The 19,369-nt window shown below is 73.3% G+C and carries 14 protein-coding genes; 4 read left to right on the forward strand and 10 right to left on the reverse strand.

What is annotated here, in order from left to right; all coding sequences use genetic code 11:
- Positions 1–91: 91 nt before the first annotated feature.
- The gene (locus tag ACFY1H_RS34215; RefSeq protein ID WP_386953376.1) at positions 92–1,381 is read right to left on the reverse strand and encodes an FAD-binding protein; all 1,290 of its coding nucleotides are present in this window, start codon (positions 1,379–1,381) and stop codon (positions 92–94) included.
- 121 nt (positions 1,382–1,502) lie between these two features.
- Here ACFY1H_RS34215 and ACFY1H_RS34220 point away from each other — a divergent pair, with 121 nt between their 5' ends.
- The 4 genes from ACFY1H_RS34220 to ACFY1H_RS34235 all read left to right on the forward strand — a co-directional run bounded on the left by ACFY1H_RS34220 (position 1,503) and on the right by ACFY1H_RS34235 (position 9,878).
- Positions 1,503–2,363, forward strand: coding sequence for an NAD(+)/NADH kinase (locus tag ACFY1H_RS34220; RefSeq protein ID WP_366578007.1), 861 nt, complete (start codon positions 1,503–1,505; stop codon positions 2,361–2,363).
- Between the two features lie 180 nt (positions 2,364–2,543).
- Positions 2,544–5,390, forward strand: a complete 2,847-nt coding sequence (locus ACFY1H_RS34225) for an ATP-binding protein (RefSeq protein ID WP_386953379.1) — start codon at positions 2,544–2,546, stop codon at positions 5,388–5,390.
- Positions 5,391–5,479: 89 nt separating this feature from the next.
- On the forward strand, positions 5,480–5,668 hold the full coding sequence (locus ACFY1H_RS34230) for a hypothetical protein (RefSeq protein WP_366578011.1): 189 nt from the start codon (positions 5,480–5,482) through the stop codon (positions 5,666–5,668).
- A 28-nt stretch (positions 5,669–5,696) separates the two neighbouring features.
- The gene (locus ACFY1H_RS34235; protein ID WP_386953382.1) at positions 5,697–9,878 is read left to right on the forward strand and encodes a carboxypeptidase regulatory-like domain-containing protein; all 4,182 of its coding nucleotides are present in this window, start codon (positions 5,697–5,699) and stop codon (positions 9,876–9,878) included.
- Between the two features lie 61 nt (positions 9,879–9,939).
- Here ACFY1H_RS34235 and ACFY1H_RS34240 read toward each other — a convergent pair whose 3' ends face one another.
- From ACFY1H_RS34240 to ACFY1H_RS34280, 9 genes are read right to left on the reverse strand one after another with little or no spacing between them, the layout of a single operon-like run.
- Positions 9,940–11,115, reverse strand: a complete 1,176-nt coding sequence (locus ACFY1H_RS34240) for an acyl-CoA dehydrogenase family protein (RefSeq protein WP_386953386.1) — start codon at positions 11,113–11,115, stop codon at positions 9,940–9,942.
- A gap of 21 nt (positions 11,116–11,136) precedes the next feature.
- Positions 11,137–11,793 (reverse strand): GntR family transcriptional regulator, encoded by a 657-nt coding sequence (locus ACFY1H_RS34245; RefSeq protein WP_366578017.1) that lies wholly within the window; start codon positions 11,791–11,793, stop codon positions 11,137–11,139.
- Entirely contained in the window at positions 11,786–14,005 is a 2,220-nt protein-coding gene (locus ACFY1H_RS34250) for a penicillin acylase family protein (protein WP_386953389.1), read from the reverse strand. The genes ACFY1H_RS34245 and ACFY1H_RS34250 overlap by 8 nt, the downstream gene beginning before the upstream one ends.
- Entirely contained in the window at positions 14,002–14,967 is a 966-nt protein-coding gene (locus ACFY1H_RS34255; RefSeq protein WP_366578020.1) for an oligopeptide/dipeptide ABC transporter ATP-binding protein, read from the reverse strand. Before ACFY1H_RS34255 ends, ACFY1H_RS34250 begins: the two co-directional genes overlap by 4 nt.
- Positions 14,967–15,920, reverse strand: a complete 954-nt coding sequence (locus tag ACFY1H_RS34260; protein WP_386953391.1) for an ABC transporter ATP-binding protein — start codon at positions 15,918–15,920, stop codon at positions 14,967–14,969. Before ACFY1H_RS34260 ends, ACFY1H_RS34255 begins: the two co-directional genes overlap by 1 nt.
- Entirely contained in the window at positions 15,913–16,758 is an 846-nt protein-coding gene (locus tag ACFY1H_RS34265; RefSeq protein WP_366578024.1) for a polysaccharide deacetylase family protein, read from the reverse strand. Before ACFY1H_RS34265 ends, ACFY1H_RS34260 begins: the two co-directional genes overlap by 8 nt.
- Positions 16,755–17,531 carry an SDR family NAD(P)-dependent oxidoreductase gene (locus ACFY1H_RS34270; RefSeq protein WP_386953396.1) on the reverse strand — a complete coding sequence of 259 codons (777 nt, stop codon included), beginning with the start codon at positions 17,529–17,531 and terminating at the stop codon, positions 16,755–16,757. Before ACFY1H_RS34270 ends, ACFY1H_RS34265 begins: the two co-directional genes overlap by 4 nt.
- Positions 17,528–18,382, reverse strand: a complete 855-nt coding sequence (locus ACFY1H_RS34275) for an ABC transporter permease (RefSeq protein ID WP_386953399.1) — start codon at positions 18,380–18,382, stop codon at positions 17,528–17,530. The genes ACFY1H_RS34270 and ACFY1H_RS34275 overlap by 4 nt, the downstream gene beginning before the upstream one ends.
- The gene (locus ACFY1H_RS34280) at positions 18,379–19,368 is read right to left on the reverse strand and encodes an ABC transporter permease (protein ID WP_366578030.1); all 990 of its coding nucleotides are present in this window, start codon (positions 19,366–19,368) and stop codon (positions 18,379–18,381) included. Before ACFY1H_RS34280 ends, ACFY1H_RS34275 begins: the two co-directional genes overlap by 4 nt.
- Position 19,369: the final 1 nt, after the last annotated feature.

Here is a 19,369-nt window from a genome sequence, read left to right on the forward strand (position 1 = left end):
TACCGTCGCTGGCAATAGTTGCACACGCCTTCTATTGAGGCTGCCGACTGTGATCAGGAGAACGCCGGGGATGGGTGCGCTGAACCGAGCGTCAGTCGGCGAAGACGTGCCGGTCCAGGAACGGGTTGCGGAACTTCCCGGTGGGGTCCAGGCGCTCAGCCAGGGCGCGGAAGTCCGCCAGCCGCGGATAGGCCAGGTCGAGGGCCTCGCCGTGGAAGAGCTTGCCCCAGTGGGGCCGCGGGGCGAAGGGGGCGAGGGTGGCTTCGATGGTGGGCAGGAGGGCCTCGACCTCGGGTTGGCGGGGGAGCCAGGTGAAGTGGAGCGCCACGCTGTCACGGGCCGACGAGGGGCTGAGCCAGAGGTCGTCGCCGGCGATGGTGCGGATTTCGGACACCAGGAGCAGCGGGGCGATGCGGTGGCCGATGCCGCGCAGCGCCTCGAAGGCGGCGGGGGCGGCGGCGCGCGGCACGAAGTACTCGGTCTGCAGCTCGGCGCCGACGCTCGGGGTGAAGCCGAGGCGGAAGTGGGGGAGGCGGTCGTACCAGGGGCCGGGGGCGCCGAGCTGGGCGGTGGTGTTGCCGGCCGGGACGCCCGCGGCGTGGGCGGGGTGGCGGGGACCGTCGGCGGGGGCGGCGCCGAACAGTGACGCAGGGACGTCGGCGGGCAGCGCGCCCGGGGCCTCGGCCGGCCCGCGGTTTTTCAGCCAGACCTGGTCGACGGCGTCGCGGGCCCAGTTCGTGAACAGGCTGACGCTGTAGCCCGCGGCCTGGACCTCGTCGAAGTGCTCGACGGCGGCGGCCCACGGCAGGTCGTCGAACACGTCCTGGCGCACGGTGAACGACGGGACCAGGTCGAGCGTCAGCCGGGTCACCACGCCGAGGGCGCCGACGCCGACGACCACCCCGGCGAAGTCCGCGTCGCCCCGGGTGAACGTCCGCAGTGAGCCGTCGGCGGTCAGCAACTCCAGCGCGGAGACGGCCGCGGCCAGGCCGGGGTGGCGTTCGCCCGAGCCGTGGGTACCGGTGGCGACGCTGCCGGCCACCGTGATGTGCGGCAGTGACGCGAGGTTCTCCAGGGCGAAGCCGGCTTCGTCGAGCTGGGCCACGAGGTCGCCGTAGCGGACCGAACCGCCCACGGTCACGGTGGCGCCGCGGGCGTCCAGCGACGGCGAACCGGACACACCGGAAAGATCCAGCTGCACGCCACCGGGGCTGTCGGCCACGTCGTTGAAGCTGTGGCGGCTGCCGAGCGCCTTGATCCTCGTCGCGGAGGCGACGAGCTCGCGGGCCTCGTCGAGCGTCCGCGGGGTCAGCACCTCGCGGGCGCCGTAGGTGAGGTTTCCCGCCCAGTTGGCGGCCGCGCCGCGCGCACTCTCGATCACGAACGCCCAGCTTAGGCGGGGCTCGCCAAAGCCGTCGGATCCGGGCAGACTTGGCCCATGCTTCCCGAACAGCCAGTGCTTCCCGGATCCGCGGTGCCGCTCGACCAGCGGGAGCGCTGACATGCACTCCGCCGGTCTGGTCCTGCACCCCAAGCGGGACTCCGCCCCGGCGGTCGAGGCCGTCCTCGGGTGGGCCGCGAACCGCGGCATCAAGATCCTCGGCATCGCCGAGGAGATCGTGCGCCTGGACTGCAAGGCGGTGGGGGTGTCGGCGGAAGAGCTCGCCACCCAGTCCGACCTGCTGGTGAGCCTCGGCGGCGACGGCACCATGCTGCGCGCCATGCGCCTGGCCGACGGGCAGCGCGCCCCGGTGCTCGGCGTGAACCTCGGCAAGCTCGGCTTCCTCGCCGAAGTCGACGTGCCCGACCTGCCCGGTGCGTTGTCCATGATCGACGCGCACGAGTTCACCGTCGAGCCGCGCCTGGCGGTCGACGCGGTGATCGGCGGCCGGACGGTGACGGCGTTCAACGACGTCGCCGTGGTCCGCGTGCCCGGCGACGGCTCGGCGCTGGTCGCGGTGCGGGTGAACGAGGAGCAGTTCGTGAGCTACGCGGCCGACGCGGTCATCGTCGCGACGCCCACCGGTTCCACGGCCTACAGCTTCTCCGCCGGCGGCCCGATCACGAGCCCCGCCGTGGAGGCGCTGCTGGTCACGCCGGCCGCGCCGCACTCCGCGTACGGCCGCGGCGTGGTGCTCTCGGTCGACGACACGCTGGCGCTCGAGGTGCTGCCCAACAGCGGCCGGCTGGCGGTGGAGGTCGACGGGATCGTCGAGGGCTACGTGCAGCCCGGCGAGTGCATCGAACTGTGCGCCCGCCCGAGCGCGGCCCGCGTCGTGCGGCTGGGCCGCACCACGTTCTTCCAGCGGGCGCGGCGCAAGCTGCGGCTCAGCGACTCCGCGGAGATCGCGCCCTCGTCCTGAGCGGTCCACTTCGGACGGTTGCGCCGATCGGCCGACGCCGCCTGCGCCACTTGCCCTCGTCGTGTCGGTTTTTGTCGGAAACGTGTGACAGCAGTGTGAATCACGGTCCGGATCGCTTGCCCGCGCGGGGCCGACGTGCCGAGAATCCAGCGGTGATCGGCGAGGCGAGCGGGGGCAGGCGTGGCAGCGGACGGGCGTGATCTCCCCGCGGTCGGCACGCCCCGGCTCATCGGCCGCGACGACGAGCTCACCCGCCTGGCCGCCGCGCTCGCGTCGCCGCCGGGCGTGGTGCTGGTCTCGGGCGAGGCGGGCATCGGCAAGAGCCGGCTCGTGCGGGAGCTGCTGCCGGAGCCCGGCGTCCTCGTCGCGCGCTGCCCACCGCTGCGGGAGGCGCTCACCCTCGGCCCGATCGTCGACGCGCTGCGCCAGGCGCGTCCGGGGGTGGCCGGCCTGCGGCTGAGCCCGCTGGCCGGCACGCTGCGGCCGTTGTTCCCGGAGTGGGACCTGCCGCCCGCCCCGGAGGCGCTGGCCGACGCGGGCGCGGCGCGGCACCGGCTGCTGCGCGCGCTGGCCGAGCTGCTCGACCGGATCGGCGTCGACGTGCTCGTGGTCGAAGACGTGCACTGGGCCGACGAGACCACGTTGGAGTTCCTGCTGTTCCTCGCCGCCCGGCACGAGCCGCGGCCGGGGCTGGTGCTCACCTACCGGCCCGACGAGGTCGGCGACGACAGCCTGCTGCTGCGGCTTTCCTCGCGCTACCCGCGCATCACCCTCGGCGCGCTCGACGTGGCGCAGACCGCGCAGCTGGTCTCGTCCATGCTGGGCGACGAGCGCGTGTCGGAGCCGTTCGCGCGGTTCCTGCACCGGCACACCGACGGGATCCCGTTCGCGCTCGAGGAGTCCGTCCGGCTGCTGCGCGACCGCGCCGACCTCATCCGCCAGGGCGGCGAGTGGATCCGGCGTTCGCTCACCGAGATCGCGGTGCCGCCGACGATCCGCGACGCGCTGGCCGAACGGCTCGTGCGGCTCACCACCGACGCCCAGGCGGTGCTGCGGGCGTGCGCGGTGCTCGCGACCCCCGCGGCCGAGCGCGACGTCGTCGAGGTCTGCGGGCTGCCGGCCACGCGGGCGGGCGTCGCGATCGACGAGGCGGCGCGCAGCGGGCTGCTCGTCGAGGACGACCGCGGGCGCCTCGGCTTCCGGCACCTGCTGGCGGCGAAGGCCGTGTACGACGGCATCGGCGGGCGCGAACGCCGCGAGCTGCACCGGCGTTCGGGCAAGGCGCTGTCCGCTTGGGATCCGGCGCCGGTCGCCGTGCTGGCGCACCACTTCCGCGAAGCCGGCGAGACGGAGAAGTGGTGCGAGTACGCGGAACGCGCGGCGGATCTCGCGCTCGCGTCCGGCGACCACCACACCGCCGTGTCCTTTCTGCACGGCCTGCTCGCCTCGCCCGCGCTGCCGCCGACGGCCGTGGCGCGGCTCACGCGCAAGACGCCGCTGTTCGCGTTCACCGGCTATCTCGGCCGGGTCGATCTCGTGCGGACGGTGCGCGGGGTGCTCGACAGCGCCGTGCTCGACCGGCGCGAGAGCGCGGAGATCCGCAGCCAGCTGGGCCGGTTGCTGATGCACGCCGGCGACTACGCCGAGGGTGCCGCCGAAATCGCCAGGGCGATCCCCGATCTGGCGGACAACCCGGCCGCCGCGGCGCAGGCGATGTCGGTGCTCGGCCGGCCCGCCGGAGCGTCGTGGCCCCTCCAGGCGCACCGCGAATGGCTCGACCGCGCCGACGCCGTCGTGCGCTCGGCCGTGCCGGAGGGCGAGCGGCTGTCGTTCACCGTCGACCGCGCGACGGCGTTGCTCGAGATGGGCGACGAAGCCGGCTGGGCGGTCGCGGACACCCTGCCTGCGGACGACGCCCACGACCCGCTGCAGATCACCCGCGGCCTGCTCAACTACGGCGACGCCGCGCTGCAGTGGGGCCGCTACGCCGACGCGCGCGCCAAGCTGACCCGGTCCGTCGAGCTGGCCGAGCAGCAGGGGTTGCAGCGGTTGCGCGACATGGGGCTCGCCACGCTGATCCGGCTCGACTGGCTGACCGGCGCGTGGACCGGGCTGGCCGCCCGGGTCGCCGAGTTCGCGGACCTCGCGGAGGAACCGCTGATCCAGCTGGACACGACGTTGGTGGGCGCGCTGCTGCAGTCGGCCACCGAGCCCGGCGGCGAGGCCGAGGTCGAGCGCAAGCTCACGCTGGTGCTCGACGCCGCCCGGCAACGCGGGATTGTCGACATGCCGCTCGAACCGGCGGCGGCGCTGGCCCGGCTGCACCTGGCGGCCGGCCGCCCGGAGCGGGCGCTGGCGGTCACCGAGGAACCGATGGCCGTGGTGGTGCGCAAGCAGATCTGGCTGTGGGCGGCCGAACTGGCGCCGGTGCGGGTGGAGGCGCTGCTCGCGGCCGGCCGGGTCGCCGAGGCCTCGGCGCTGGTGGCCGAGTTCGCCGCCGGTCACCCCGGCGGGACGGGCGCGATCCACTGCTGCCGGGCGCTGCTCACGGAGGCCACGGGCGACCACGCCGGCGCCGCGCGCGAGTGGGCCGACGCCGCCGCCGCGTGGGCCGCTCTGCCGCGCCCGTACGACGCCCTGCTCGCCCGCGAGCGCGCAGCAGCGTGCCTGCCGGCCGGCGGTTCTCGCGCCGCCGCGGTGGAGCAGCTGGAATCGGTGCTCGCCGACTGCGTCGCCCTGGGCGCCTCCGCCCTCGCCTCCCGGATCCGCGCCCAGCTCCCCGCGCCCCCCGTCTGGCGCGGCGGCCGTCGCGGCTACGGCGACCAGCTGTCCCCGCGCGAGCTGGAAGTCGTGCGCCTCCTGCTGACCGGTCTCACCACCCCGGAGATCGCCCAGGCCCTGTCCCGCTCCCCGAAAACCGTGGCGGCCCAGCTGAACTCCGCGATGCGCAAACACCGCGTCTCCTCGCGCACGGCGCTGGCCGTGAGCGCCACCCAGGCCGGCATCACCCCGGCGACGGCGGACTGAACCAAGGCGTGGACTAAGCAAGCGCGGTCCGCGAGATTAGGTCATCCGCCCAATCGCGAACCGAGCGTGTGCGCCCCGATACTTCGCCGGTGAACGCGACGAGACCCGGCGATGGCTGTCCGGTGGACGGCAGCGCGGAACCCCGGCCCGGCGCGGGAACCGATCCCCACCCCACCACCGAGGATCGCGCCGACGCCGCACCGGCGTCCGGCGATCGGTCCGACCGGGCAGCCGACGAAGGCGGGCGCGACCTGCCCGCGGGGTACGAACCCCTGTGACTGCCCGGGCGAACGGAAAGGTCATCCCTTGAGAGTCCCCCGGGGGCGCCTGCTGGCGCTCATCCTCCCGGTGCTGGCCGGCCTGGCGCTGGTCGTCGGCACCACCCAACCCGGCCTCCAACCCGGCACAACCCCACCGCAGACGTCCGCGGAAGCCCCGGCCCAAGCCGCAGCCGCCGGGCAGGCCGTGCTCGACGCCGCCAACACCTCCGGCGACGCGAAGCCCGTCGCCGCCGACAAGGCCACCCGGACGGCCACGGGCAAGACCGCCGCGAAGGCGCCCAAGGCGCTCTACGCCCCGACCGGCTGCAACCCCGCCAAGCCGAAGCCGCACACCGTCACGTGCAACTCGCTGTTCAAGGCGGGCACGGACCTGCGCCCCCTGACCAGCAACGCCGGCCCGCTGCCGGATTCGCTCGGCCCGGCCGACATCAAGGCCGCCTACGACCTCCCCGACGGCGGCGCGGGCAAGACCGTCGCCATCATCGACGCGCTCGGCGACTCCCACGCCGAGGCCGACCTCGCCGTGTACCGCGCGCAGTACGGCCTCCCGCCGTGCACCACGGACAACGGCTGCTTCCGCAAGGTGGACCAGAACGGCGGCGTGAACTACCCGGCCGACGACGACGGCTGGGCGCAGGAGACCGCGCTCGACCTCGACGCCGTCTCGGCCGCCTGCCCCGCGTGCCACATCCTGCTCGTCGAGGGCGCTTCCACGAGCCCGTACGACATCGTGGTCGGGGTCGACACCGCCGTGCGCCTGGGCGCGAAGTTCGTCTCGAACTCCTACGGCATCGACGGCGAGGACCCCGAAGAGGGCACGCTCGACTCGCACTACACCGTGCCCGGCGTCGCGATGGTCGCCTCCACCGGTGACCACGCCTACGGCCTGCAGGACTGGCCCGCCGCCAACCCCAACGTCGTCGCCGCCGGCGGCACGAACCTCTACCGCGACCCGGCGAACCCGCGCGGCTGGAGCGAGCAGGCCTGGTCCGACGCCGGCTCCGGCTGCTCCCCGTACGAGCCGAAGCCCGAGTACCAGCAGGAGCTCGCCACCGGCTGCGCGAACCGCGCCATCGCCGACGTCTCTGCCGTCGCCGACCCGGCGAGCGGCTTCGCGATCTACGACTCCGGCAAGTCCGGCGGCTGGGGCCAGGTGGGCGGCACGAGCCTGTCGTCGCCGCTGATCGCCTCGATGTTCGCCCTCGCCGGCGACCCGCGGCCGGGCACGAACCCCGCGACCTACGCCTACTTCAACCACGGCAACGACCTCTACGACGTCACCCAGGGCACCAACGGTTCGTGCGCCACGGTCCTGTGCACCGCCGGCCCGGGCTGGGACGGCCCGACCGGTCTCGGCTCGCCCCACGGCGTCGCGACCCTCGCCTACACTCCACAAGGGACGGTCGACGGCCACGTCCGCGACACCGCGGGCACGCCGGTCGCCGGCGCCACGGTGACCGCCACCGGCAAGGCCACCGGCAACGTCTACCATGCCACGACCGACGCCCAGGGCGCCTACCACCTGGCCGTCGCCGCCGACTCCTACCAGCTCGCGGTCACCCGCTTCGGCTACGAGAACGGCAGCGGCGAACTGTCCATCGTGGACGGTCAGGCCGCCACGTCCGACTACGCCGTCGCGAAGATCGCCACCCAGGCCGTGTCGGGCACCGTGACCGACGGCTCCGGCCACGGCTGGCCGCTGTACGCGAAGATCACCGTCGACGGCTACCCCGGCGGCGCGATCTACACCGACCCGTTCTCCGGCAAGTACAGCGTCGACCTGCCGCAGGGCGCGGCCTACCAGCTGCACGTCTCCGCGGTGCAGCCCGGCTACCAGCAGATCGACAAGCAGGTGACCGTCGCCGATTCGGGCGTGCGGCAGAACTTCACCGCCGCCGTCGACCCGAACGCGTGCACCGCGCTCGGCTACGGCCACGCCGCGCTGACGCACTTCGACGGCTGGCTCGGCACCGCCCCGAAGGACGGGTGGACCGTGACGAACGCCGACCCGGCCTCGACGGGCTGGACGTTCGACGACGGCATCGAGCTGTTCAACTTCATCAGCAGCGGCAACTACGCGCTCGCCAGCCCGATCACCCGTGACGGCAAGGCGGAGGACACCACGTTCCTCTCGCCGGTCCTCGACCTGACCGGCGACGACGCTCCGGTGCTGTCGTTCGGCGGCGTGTACGTGCCGGACGGGAACAGCGCGTTCGACGCCGATCTGTCCCTCGACGGCGGTGCCACGTGGAGCCCGCTGACGCACCACACCACCGACCTCGTGCAAACGCAGGTGTCGATCCCGCTGCCGCAGGCCGCGGGCAAGGACTCCGTGCGCGTGCGGTTCCACTTCCAGGGTGCCGGGAACTCGCTCGCGGAGCTGGACGACGTGGTCGTCGGTTCGTGCACGGCCGGCGAAGGCGGCCTGGTCGCGGGCGTGGTCACCGACGCCAACAACGGCCGGCCGCTCGACGACGTCACGGTGGCCGACTCGGCCGCCGCGGCCCGCTCCGCGGTCAGCTCGCCCACCCCGGACGACGCCGCCCTGGCGGACGGTTTCTACGAGCTGTTCGACACCACTGGTGCGCACCAGTACACGGCGAGCCTGCCGCGGTACTCGTCACCGGCGCTGTCGACGACGACCGGCCTGAACTCCGTGGCCCGCCTGGACATCAAGCTCAAGGCCGGGCAACTGGCGGTCGGTTCGACCGCGCTGACCGTGAGCAAGACGATGGGCCAGGTCGCGAACCAGACGGTGAAGCTCACCAACACCGGCACGGCACCGGTGCACGTGTCGCTCGGCGAGCACGTCACCGGGTTCACCGGGGTCGACCCGTCGGCGGCGGCGGGCTGGCAGCCGATGGCGAACGTCCCGGAGTTCACCTACCAAAGCGCGCTCGGCGGTTACCAGGGCAAGATCTACAGCGCGGGCGGCATGCCCATGCACATGCTCTCGCCCTCGGCCCGCAGCTACGTGTACGACCCGGTCACCGCCGCGTGGTCGCCGATCGCGGACATGCCGGAGCCGGTGATGCGTGGTGCGGCGGCGTTCCTGGACGGTTCGCTGTACGTCGTCGGCGGGGCCGGGATGCCCGGCCTCCTGTCCACGACGTACGCCTACCACCCGCAGACGAACACCTGGTCGCGGCTGGCGGACCTGCCGGCGAAGCTCTACGGCGCCACCGCCGCCACGCTCGGCGGGAAGCTGTACGTGGTCGGCGGCTGCGCGAGCGTGTGCGGCAAGGACCCGGTGAAGACGGCGTTCGTCTACGACCCGGTGCGCAACGCCTGGTCGGCACTGCCCGACTACCCGGAGGCCGAGAGCGACGCGGCCTGCGCCGGGATCCACGGTGAGATCGTGTGCGCCGGCGGGTACCTCGGTGGCGTCACGAACATCAAGTCGACCTATGTGTTCAAGCCGGGCAGCGCCGCGTGGACGAAGGTGGCCGACGCACCGTACGAGGTCTCCCAGATGGCCTACAGCGGGGCGAACGGCCGCCTGCAGCTCGCCGGTGGCGAGACCGGCACCGGCACGGTCGTCTCCCAGGCCGGCGAGACCGCGCACACCATCGAGTACGACCCGGTGAGCGACAGGTGGTCGTCGCTGCCGGACCTGCCGCAGGAGTACTACGGCGGCGGACGCGGGGCGTGTGCGCTCTACCAGGTCGGTTCGTTCGTGCCGGCGCTGCGCACCACGGCGATGCTGCCGGGCTACGACCAGTGCGGTGACGACGACGCCGGCTGGCTCTCCGAAGGCAGCACCGAGCTGGACCTCGCACCCGGCGCCATCGCGAAGGTCGCGGTGACCGTCGACTCCGGCAAGGTCACCCAGCCCGGCAAGTACACGGCGACGATCGCGCTCGACACCGACTCGCCCTACGCGGTGGCGGCCCTGCCCGTCACGCTGCAGGCCGCGGCCCCCAAGGCCTGGGGTGAGCTTTCGGGTACGGTCACCGACTCCGCGTCGGGCGCGCCGGTGGCCGACGCCACGGTGCAGGTGTGCACGATGGTCCACAACGGAGTGTGCGGCGAGGTGTCGTACACCCTCAAGACCGACGCGCAGGGCCACTACCGGCTGTGGCTGGACAAGGGTTACAACCCGCTGATGGTCACCGTGGCCGCCAACGGGTACCAGCCGCAGTTCCGGCAGGTGAAGGTGATGGCGGGCCAGGCCACGGTGAACGACGTGGCTCTGCCCAAGATCTAGGCGCACCAGCGAAAAGCGGTCCCGCCCGGGGAGCCACCCGGGCGGGACCGCTTTTCGCGTGTCAGTACGACTTGGGCAGCCCGAGCACGTGGGTGGAGACGTAGTTCAGCACCATCTCCTGGCTCACCGGCGCGATCCGCAGCAGGCGGGCTTCGCGGAAGTAGCGCTCGACGTGGTACTCCTTCGCGTAACCCATGCCGCCGAGGGTCTGCATCGCGCGGTCGGCGGCCTGGAACCCGGCGTCGGCGCAGAGCCACTTGGCCATGTTGGCCTCACGCCCGCACGAGAGGCCCTGGTCGTAGCGCCAGGCGGCGTTGCGGGCCATGAGCTCGGCGGCGTCGAGGCGGGTCCGGGCTTCGGCGAGCGGGAACGCGATGCCCTGGTTCTGCCCGATCGGCCGGTCGAACACGATGCGCTCGCGGGCGTAGGCCACGGCGCGGTCCACGGCGGCGCGGCCGAGGCCGAGGGCTTCGTGGGCGAGCAGGATGCGTTCGGGGTTCAGGCCGTCGAGCAGGTAGCGGAAGCCCTGGCCCTCCTCGCCGATGCGGGCCGACGCGGGCACGCGCAGGTCGTCGATCGCGACCTCGTAGGAGCTGACGGCGTTGCGGCCCATCTTCGGGATCGCGGTCAGCGTGATCGCTTCGGGATCGACGTCCACGAGGAACAGCGACATGCCGTCGGTGGGCCGCTCGACCTCCTCGAGCGGCGTGGTGCGCGCGATGAGCACCATCTTCTGCGACTGGCCGGCCTTGGTGATCCAGACCTTGCGGCCGTTGATCACGTAGTCCGCGTCGGCACCGCCGTCGCGGCGGGCGAAGGTGCGGATGCGCGTGGTGTCGGTGCCGGCGTCGGGCTCGGTGACACCGAAGCAGACGTGCAGCGAGCCGTCGGCGGCGCGGGGGAGGATCTCCTCACGCAGCGCGGGGCTGCCGTGTTTCACGATGGTGTTGAGGCCGAAGATCGTGAGGTGCATGGTGCTGCACCCGTTCATCCCGGCGCCGGACGCGGCGACTTCTTCCAGCAGCAGCGCGGCTTCGAAGATCCCGAGCCCGCCGCCGCCGTACTGCTCGGGGATCGCGATGCCGAGCCAGCCGGCGTCGGCGAACGCGGTGTAGAAGTCCCACGGGAACTCACCCTCGGCGTCGCAGCGGGCCCAGTACTCGTCGGGGAACTTCGCCGCCAGCTCGCGGGCGCCGCGGCGCAGTGCTTCCTGGTCTTCGGTCAACCCGAAGTCCACGTGCTCCACCTCCGTGTGTCGTCAGGACGGGAGCGCCGACTCCAAGGCCCGGATGACCTGGGTGACGTGCCGGCGCGTCGCCTGTTCCGCTGCCGCCGTGTCGCCGGAGCGCAGCGCGTCCAGGATCTCCCCGTGCTCGTCGAGGCTCGCCTCGGGGCGGCCGGGTACGGTGATCGTCACGTTCTGGCCCAGCTGCAGCTGCGCGCCGAGCAGGTCGGCGATGGCCAGCAGGCGGCGGTTGGCCGAGCCCTGCCAGATCAGGGCGTGGAACTCCCGGTCGAGCTCGGCGTAGCGTGGCACGTCGCCGGCGGCCAGGGCGGCGTGCTGGCCCTCGACGAGCTCGGCCAGCCGGGCGAGCAGCTCGGCCGGCTGCGTGCGGGCGATGTCGCGCGCGGCGAGCGTGTCGACGGCGGAGCGCAGCTCGTAGATGTCGCGCATGTCGGCCACGGTCAGCTCGGCCACGAAGTACCCCGAATGCTGCCGCGCCACGAGGAATCCCTCGCGTTCGAGGATGGCCAGCGCGGCCTTGACCGGCGTCGGCGAGATGCCGAGGCGCTCGGTCAGCGGCCGTACGGTCACCCGCTCGCCGGGCAGCAGCTGCCGGTCCAGCACAGCCTCGCGGATCGCCCGGTACGCGGTGCGGACCAGGCTGGCCGGTTCGGGGGGCTGGTCAGTCACCGGGTCGCGGCTCCTCGTTCGTGGCTGTGTCCGTTGCGGCTGCTGTGGTCGCGGGCGGGTGCATCGGGACGAGCTCGTGCCGTTGCCACGCGACCAGCTGGTCAGAATAGTGCGCCGAACCGGGCGAGCCGGACGCTCCGCCGGGAATCACCCAGGCGGCGGCGCCGAGCTCGGCCAGATCGAGTACCTGCCGGTACACCGACAGGTTGGTGATGTCGAACCGCCCGCCCGGGGCCCAGCCGTAGGCGCCGTTCTGGATCGTCTCGTTGTCCCCGCCGATGCCGACGGCGGGCGGGTCGAACTCCGCGCCGACCACGGGGTGCAGCGGGTGCCTCGCCGCCGTGCGGTGGACCTCGCCCCACGGCCGCGGGCCCGTCTCCGCCACGCGGCGCCAGGCCGCGGCGAGCGCGTCGGCGAGCAGGTCGTCGCCGAGCCGCTCGGCGGGCCAGGTGCCCTCGCGCGGCCAGGTCAGGCTCGCGAACCAACGGCGCAGCACCACGGGCATGCCCGGCAGTCCGCACTTCATCAGCCACGCCCGCGTGTCCGCGCCGAGCTCGGCGTCCAGCACGCGCGCGGCGACCTCGCGGCGGAAGCACGCGTGCACGAGCCCGGTGGTCTCGCCGGGGCCGAGGTCCCCGCGGCCGGCCACGAGCACGGCGCGGGCCCGCTCTGCGTCGCCGGTGAACGGTCCGCGTCCGTCGAGCAGCTCCGCCCAGCGCCGGGCCGCGACCGACGTCGTGTCGCCCTGCCACACGCGCATGTCCTCGGCCGTCGCGGGGCCGGCCGCGGCGGCCAGCTCGTGGATGCGCTCGGCGCGGTAGGAGTCGTTGACCGCGTGGGAGATGACCGGGTGCGTGGCGGCGGTGACCGTGTTGTTCGACGTGACGATGAGGTCTTCCGGCGGGTCCTCCGTCCGCGGCATCTCGCCGAACGGCACGCGGCCGCGCCAGCGGTGGGTGGTCTCCCAGCCGGGGACCGGCAGTTGCGTGGCGGCGTGGTTGTCGCGCGCCGGGAGCTGTCCGCGCAGCAGGTAACCGATGTGTTCGTCGCCATCGGCGGCCAGGAGGTTGTTGACCGGGTCGACCCAGCCGTCCTGCGCGTCGAGCAGCGTGTGCACGTCGGGGGCGAGGAGCATCCGGCGCAGCACGCCGAACTGCTCGCACGCGCCGTCGGTGGCCGTCCAGCGCAGTGACAGGGCCGCCCCGCTCGCGGGGTCGCCGTGCACCACGGGACCGTTCGGGGTCAGCCAGCAGCGTTCGACGCGGTCCTCGCCGTCGCGCACGTGGATGACCTCGTCGCGCACCGACGCTTCCGCCCAGCCGTCGGCCGTGCGCACCTGCTCGCCGCGGAAGTGCTCGACGTAGAGGTCCTGCGCGTCGGCTGCGGCGTTGGTGATGGCCCAGCCGACGCGGCCGTTGTGGCCGAAGTGCGGAAAGCCCGGCAGGCCAGGGAACGTCGCGCCGGACACGGTGAAATCCGGGCAGCGCACGTGGGCCTGCCAGTAGGTGTTCGGCACGTCCAGCGCGCGGTGGGAGTCGTTGACCAGCAACGGTTTCCCGCTGGCGGTGCGGCTCGGTCCGAGCACCCACGCGTTGGACCCGCCCTCGGACTCGCTGAGGAACCCGAGGTGCTCGGCCGCCGCTTCGACGTCGGCGCGGGCCTGCTCGAACAGGTTCGCGCGGGCGTCGCCGACCCGGCCCAGCGGCGGCACCGTCACGCGCATGCCCGGCAGCGGCCGTGGATCCAGCTTCGCGGCCGACTCGGCGCCGGCCGTCGCGCGCAGCACCGCGCGGGCGATCTTGTACTGCCACACGCCCATCAGCACGTGGCGGATCTTGAACATCAGCAGCGAATCCCGCGGTGTCCACGGTTCCCAGCCGATGCCGCCGCGGTCGTGCTCGACGCCGGTGCCGCGCTCGGCGACGTGGGCGTTGATGCCCGCCGCGTAGTGCTCGAACGTCGCGAGCGTGGCGGGGTCCATGGCGGCCAGGTCGCGGTCGGCGGCGTCGGCGAGGCGCAGCCGGCGGGCGAGCCGGTCGGCGGCCACGGCCGGCTCGCCCACGACCTCGGCCCACCGCCCGGCCGCGCGGCGGCGGTCGTACTCCAGCTGCCACAGCCGGTCCTCGGCGGCGGCGCGGCCGAGCTCGAACCACGCCTGATCCTCGGTTTCCGCCACCACCGAAGGGATTCCGTACCCGTCGCGAGTGATCATGCGACCCCGACCCGCGCGGTCTCGGCGTAGTGGCACGCCGCGGCGCGCGAGTCCGCGAGCGGCCGCAGCGCGGGATCCTCGGTGCGGCAGCGGTCCGTCGCCAGCGGGCACCGCGGGGCGAACGAGCACCCGTCCGATCGCGACAGTGCGCTCGTGGCCTCGCCGAGCTGCTCCACCGGCTCCTGCCGGTCGTGGTCACGCACCCGCGGCCGGGGCGCGGCGGCGAGCAGCAACTGCGTGTACGGGTGGCGCGGGTCGGCGAACAGCTCCTCGGTCTCGCCCTCCTCCACGATCCGCCCGAGGTACATCACGGCCACGCGGTGGGCCAGGTGGCGCACCAGCGCGAGGTCGTGGCTGATGAACAGGTACGTGATCCCGCGCTCGTCCTGCAGGCGCCGCAACAGGTTCACCACCTGCGCCTGCACCGAGACGTCCAACGCGGACACCGGCTCATCGCACACGAGGAACTCCGGGTCGAGCGCGATGGCCCGCGCGATCGCCACGCGCTGGCGCTGCCCGCCCGAGAGCTCGTGGGGGTAGCGCTGCGCGAGCTCCGGCGCGAGCGTGACGGCTTCGAGCAGCTCCCGCACGCGTGCGTCGAGATCGCCGCGGAAGTGGTGCACGCGCAGGGGTTCCGCGACGATCTGCCCGACGGTCATGCGGCCGTTGAGCGAGTCGTAGGGGTCCTGGAACACCGGCTGCATCGTGCGCCGCAGCTCGCGCAGCTGCTTCTTGCCGATCGAGTGCACGGCCTGCCCGGCGACCTCCACGCTGCCCTCGTCGGGGCGCTCCAGCGCGAGCAGCAGCCGCCCGGTGGTCGACTTCCCGCAGCCGGACTCGCCGACGAGCGCGAGCGTGGTGCCCTGCTCGACGCGCAGGCTCACGCCGTCGACGGCGGCCATCGTGCCGCCGCGCACGGCGAAGCGCTTGACCAGTCCTTCCGCGACCACGAGATCCGTCATCACGCCACCTCCTGGGATTCGCGGGACACCGGGTGCCAGCACGCGACGCCGTCGACGAGCGCCGGGGCCGTGGCACAGGTGTCGTCGGCGTGGTCGCAGCGCGGGCGGAACGGGCAGCCTTCGAGCACCGCGCCGACGGCGGGGACCTGCCCGGGGATGGTGGGCAGTTCCCCGGCCGCCGGGCGGTCGGGATCGGGCACCGAGCGCAGCAGCGCCGCGGTGTAGGGGTGGCGCGGGGCTTCGAGGACTTCGCGCACGGTGCCGGTCTCCACGACCTTCCCCGCGTACATCACCGCGACGCGGTCGGCGATCTCCGCGACCACACCCATGTCGTGCGTGATGAACAGCAGCGCGGTGTCCCGCGTGCGTTCCCGCAGCAGCGCGAGGACCTGGGCCTGCACGGTCACGTCGAGCGCCGTCGTGGGCTCGTCCGCGATGAGCAGCTCGGGGCTGCCGGCCAGCGCGATCGAGATCATCACGCGCTGGCGCATGCCGCCGGACAGCTCGTGCGGCATCTGCCGCGCCCGCGCCGCGGCGCCGGTGATGCCGACCGACTCCATCAGCTCCACGGCGTGGCGCAGCCGGGCCGAGCGCCGCATCGGCGTGTGGATGGCCAGCACCTCGGCGATCTGCGTGCCGATGCGGGTGGTGGGGTTCAGCGAGCTCATCGGGTCCTGGAAGATCATCGCCGCGCGGGTGCCGCGCAGGCGCCGCAGCTCGCGTTCGCCGCGGCCGATGAGCTCCGTGCCGCCGAGTGTCGCCGACCCCGTCACCTGCGCGGCGGCCGGTTCGAGGCCGAGCAGCGACAGCGCCGTGAGGCTCTTGCCGCAGCCGGATTCCCCGACCACGGCGAGGGTTTCGCCGCGGCCGACAGTGAGGTCGACCCCGCGCACGGCTTCACGGCCCGCGCCGAACGACACTTTCAGGTCCTGTACTTCCAGCAGCTCAGTCATGACCGGGCCTGCCCAACTCTCCGAGGGGGACTTCGTATCCGGTGCCGTGCTCGCGGTGGTGCGCGGCGAGCTCACCGGTGGTGGGGGTGGCCAGCCCGGCGTCGGCGACGACGGGGGCGAGCAGTGCTTCCAGCGCGGCCACGCGGGCGGGCCGGCCCGACAGCCATGGGTGGACGGTGATCATGCACAGCGACCCGAGCTTCTTCGCCGCCGCGATCTCCGCGGCCCAGCCGGCCAGCACTTCGGGCGTGGTCGCGGGTGGCCGCGGATCCCCGCCGACGTAGCGGTAGTAGGGCGCGTCGTCGGTGGCCCAGTCGACGGGGACCTCCACGAGGTCGTCGACGAGGTACGGACGGTCGTCGCCCATCAGCGAACTGTCGTACGTCAGGCCGAGCTCGTGCAGGACCGGGAACACGTCGGTGGTCATGTCCCAGCTGGGGGAGCGGTAGCCGACCGGCCGTTCGCCGGTGATCGCCGTGAGCGTGTCCGCGGCGCGGGTCAGCGTGCGGCGCAGCTCGTCGCGCGTCAGGCCGGTCGGTGCCTCGTGGCACCAGCCGTGCAGGGCCAGCTCGTGGCCGCGGGCGTGGACCTCGGCCACCTGCTCCGGGTAGCGGTCGGCGATCCAGCCGGGCACGAAGACCGTCGCCCGCAGGTGCAGGTTGTCCATCATGGACAGCAGGTTGCGGATCCCGCGCCGCGGCCCGTAGCGCCGCTGCTCCAGCTCACCGACGGAGGCGGGCGGGTTTTCGCGGGTGCGCCACAGGTGGGGCGATTCGCCGTCGAAGTCGAGCGTGAAGCACACGGCCGCGCGGGCGCCACCGGGCCAGGGGTAGGTCACGACGCACCTCCGGACGGGGTGAAGTCGCCGGCGGTGCGGCCGCCGTCGACGTCGAGGGTGGTGCCGGTGACGAACGACGCGGCGCTGGAGCACAGCCAGAGGATCGCCGACGGCGCGTCGGCGGGCCCGGACGTGCGCCCGAGCGGGATCGCCCGGCGCATCTTGGCGACGTGCTCGTCGGGCAGCTCGCTGACCTCGCTTCCGGGCGCGAACCCGGGGCCCACACTGTTGACGCGGATCCCGGCCTCACCCGTTTCGAGGGCGAGCGACCGGGTGAGCATCTCCAGCGCCGCTTTGCTCGCGGAGTAGACGCCGCCGGTGCGGGTCGGGCGTTTCGCCGCGCCGGACGACAGGTTGACGATGCAGCCCTGCGTGCCGGTGGCGGTCATCGTCGCGATCACGTGCCGCGCGAGCTGGTAGGGCGCGAGGACGTTGACGGCGAAGATCGTCTCCACGGTCTCACGCTCGGTGGTGGCGACCGGCGTGCGCGGGTAGATGCCGGCGTTGTTGACGAGGATGTCGGCCGTCGACCAGCGGTCGTCGATCGCCGCGATGAGTTCTTCCACGCCGGCGCCGGTGGTCAGGTCGGCCACCGCCGCGTGGGCGCCCAGCCGCTTCGCCAGCTCCCGCACCGGCTCGGGCCGGTTGTCGGACAACACCAACTCGGCGCCCTCGGCGTGGAAGGCCTCGGCCGTCCACGTGCCGATCAACCCGGCCGCGCCCGTGATGACCACGCGCTTGCCGGTGAACTCGCCTCGGTAGTCGGGGATCATGCGGTCTGCCTCGCCATCCGTCGAAGGAGCCGCGGGCGCGGCAGCTCGGCGCGTTTCGCCGGGTCCAGCCGGTCGCGGGCCGCATCACCCAGCAGGTTCACGGCCAGCACGAGCAGGAACAACGCGATGCCCGGGAAGGTCGCCAGCCACCACGCCGAAGCGATGTACTGCTGGCCGTCGGACAGGATCGAGCCCCACGACGCGGTGGGCGGCTGCACGCCGAGACCCAGGAACGACAGCGAGGCCTCGTAGATCACCATCAGGCCTAGCTCCAGCGTGGCGACCACAATGGACACCGGCAGCACCTCGGGCAGCACGTGCCGCAGCACGATCCACCACGCGGGCGCGCCCGTCGCCGTGGCCGCGCGGACGAACCCGCGGCCGCGCGCCTGCAGCGTCGCGGAATGGGCGACGCGGGCGTAGCGCGGCCAGCGCACGAGCGCCAGGCACACCACCACGTTGAGCAGGCTCGGCCCGAGCACCGCGACCACGAGGATCGCCAGCAGGAAGAACGGCACCGAGAGCACGATGTCGACCACCCGCATGATCACCGCGCCGAGCCAGCCGCCGCGCCAGCCCGCGCGCACGCCGAGCGCGACGCCGACCACCCCGCCGGCCACGACGGCACCGATCGCGACGAGCAGCGAGACCTGGGTGCCGTAGATGACGCGGGATGCCACGTCGCGCCCGAGCGCGTCGGTGCCGAGCCAGTGGTGCGCGCCCGGGGGCAGCAGCCGCTGCGCGAGCGTGACCTTGTCCGGGTCGAACGGGGCCAGCAGTGGCGCGAACACCGCGGCCAGCACGTAGATCGCGAGTACGACCAGGGGAATGACGATCGCCCGCCGCTTCACGCCGCACCTCCTCGGGCACCGGTGGCGACGCGCCGGTCGATCACGCCGTAGAGCAGGTCGGTGAGCAGGTTGATCACGATGTACACCGCGGAAGCGAACAGCACGATCGCCTGCACCACTGGGAAGTCGCGCGCCGACACCGACTGGATCGTCAGCTGGCCGATGCCCGGCCACGCGAAGATCACCTCGGTCACCACCGCGCCGCCGAGCAGGTTGGCCAGCTCCAGCGCCGCGACGGTGAGCACCGGGATCGCGCTGTTGCGCGCGAGGTGGCGCAGCACGAGCCGCGTGGTGCTCGAGCCCTTGGCCCGCGCGGTGCGCACGTAGTCCTGTGACAGCTGTTCCAGCACCGCGCCGCGCGTCACGCGGGCGATCGCCGCGGCGGACAGCGAGGCGAGCGTGACAGCGGGCAGCAGCAACGAAAGCGGCCCGTCGTACCCGGTGGACGGCAGCCAGCGCAGCGCCACCGAGAACACGAGCACGAGCAGCAGCCCGGTCCAGAACGCGGGCATCGCCTGTCCGACGAGCACGATCGGCATGAGCACGCGTTCCTGCCAGCGGCCGCGCTTGAGCGCCGTGATCACCCCGATGACCACCCCGAACACCACCGACAGGATCAGCGCGGCCACCGCGAGGTTCGCCGTGTAGGGCAGCCGCTCGGCGATCAGCGCCGTCGCCGGCCGGTTCTGCACGTAGGAGTACCCGAGGTCGCCGCGCACGGCGTTGCCGAGGAACGAAACGTACTGGTGCCACAGGGAATCGCTCAGGCCGAGCTGCTCGCGCACCCGCTCGATGTCGGCCGCCGTGGCGCCCTCGGGCACGAGCAGCCGCGCCGGGTCGCCGGAGAGGCGCAGCGCGAAGAACACGATGGTGGTCACGCCGAACAGCGCGAGCACGGCCTGGCCCAGCCGGCCCGCGACGTACCGCGGGGTCGCCGGCAGGCTCCTCGTCCGCCTCCGGCGGGCCGGCACTGCGATCGCCGTCATG

The organism is Amycolatopsis sp. NPDC001319, from assembly GCF_042896185.1.
Classification (GTDB): Bacteria; Actinomycetota; Actinomycetes; order Mycobacteriales; family Pseudonocardiaceae; genus Amycolatopsis.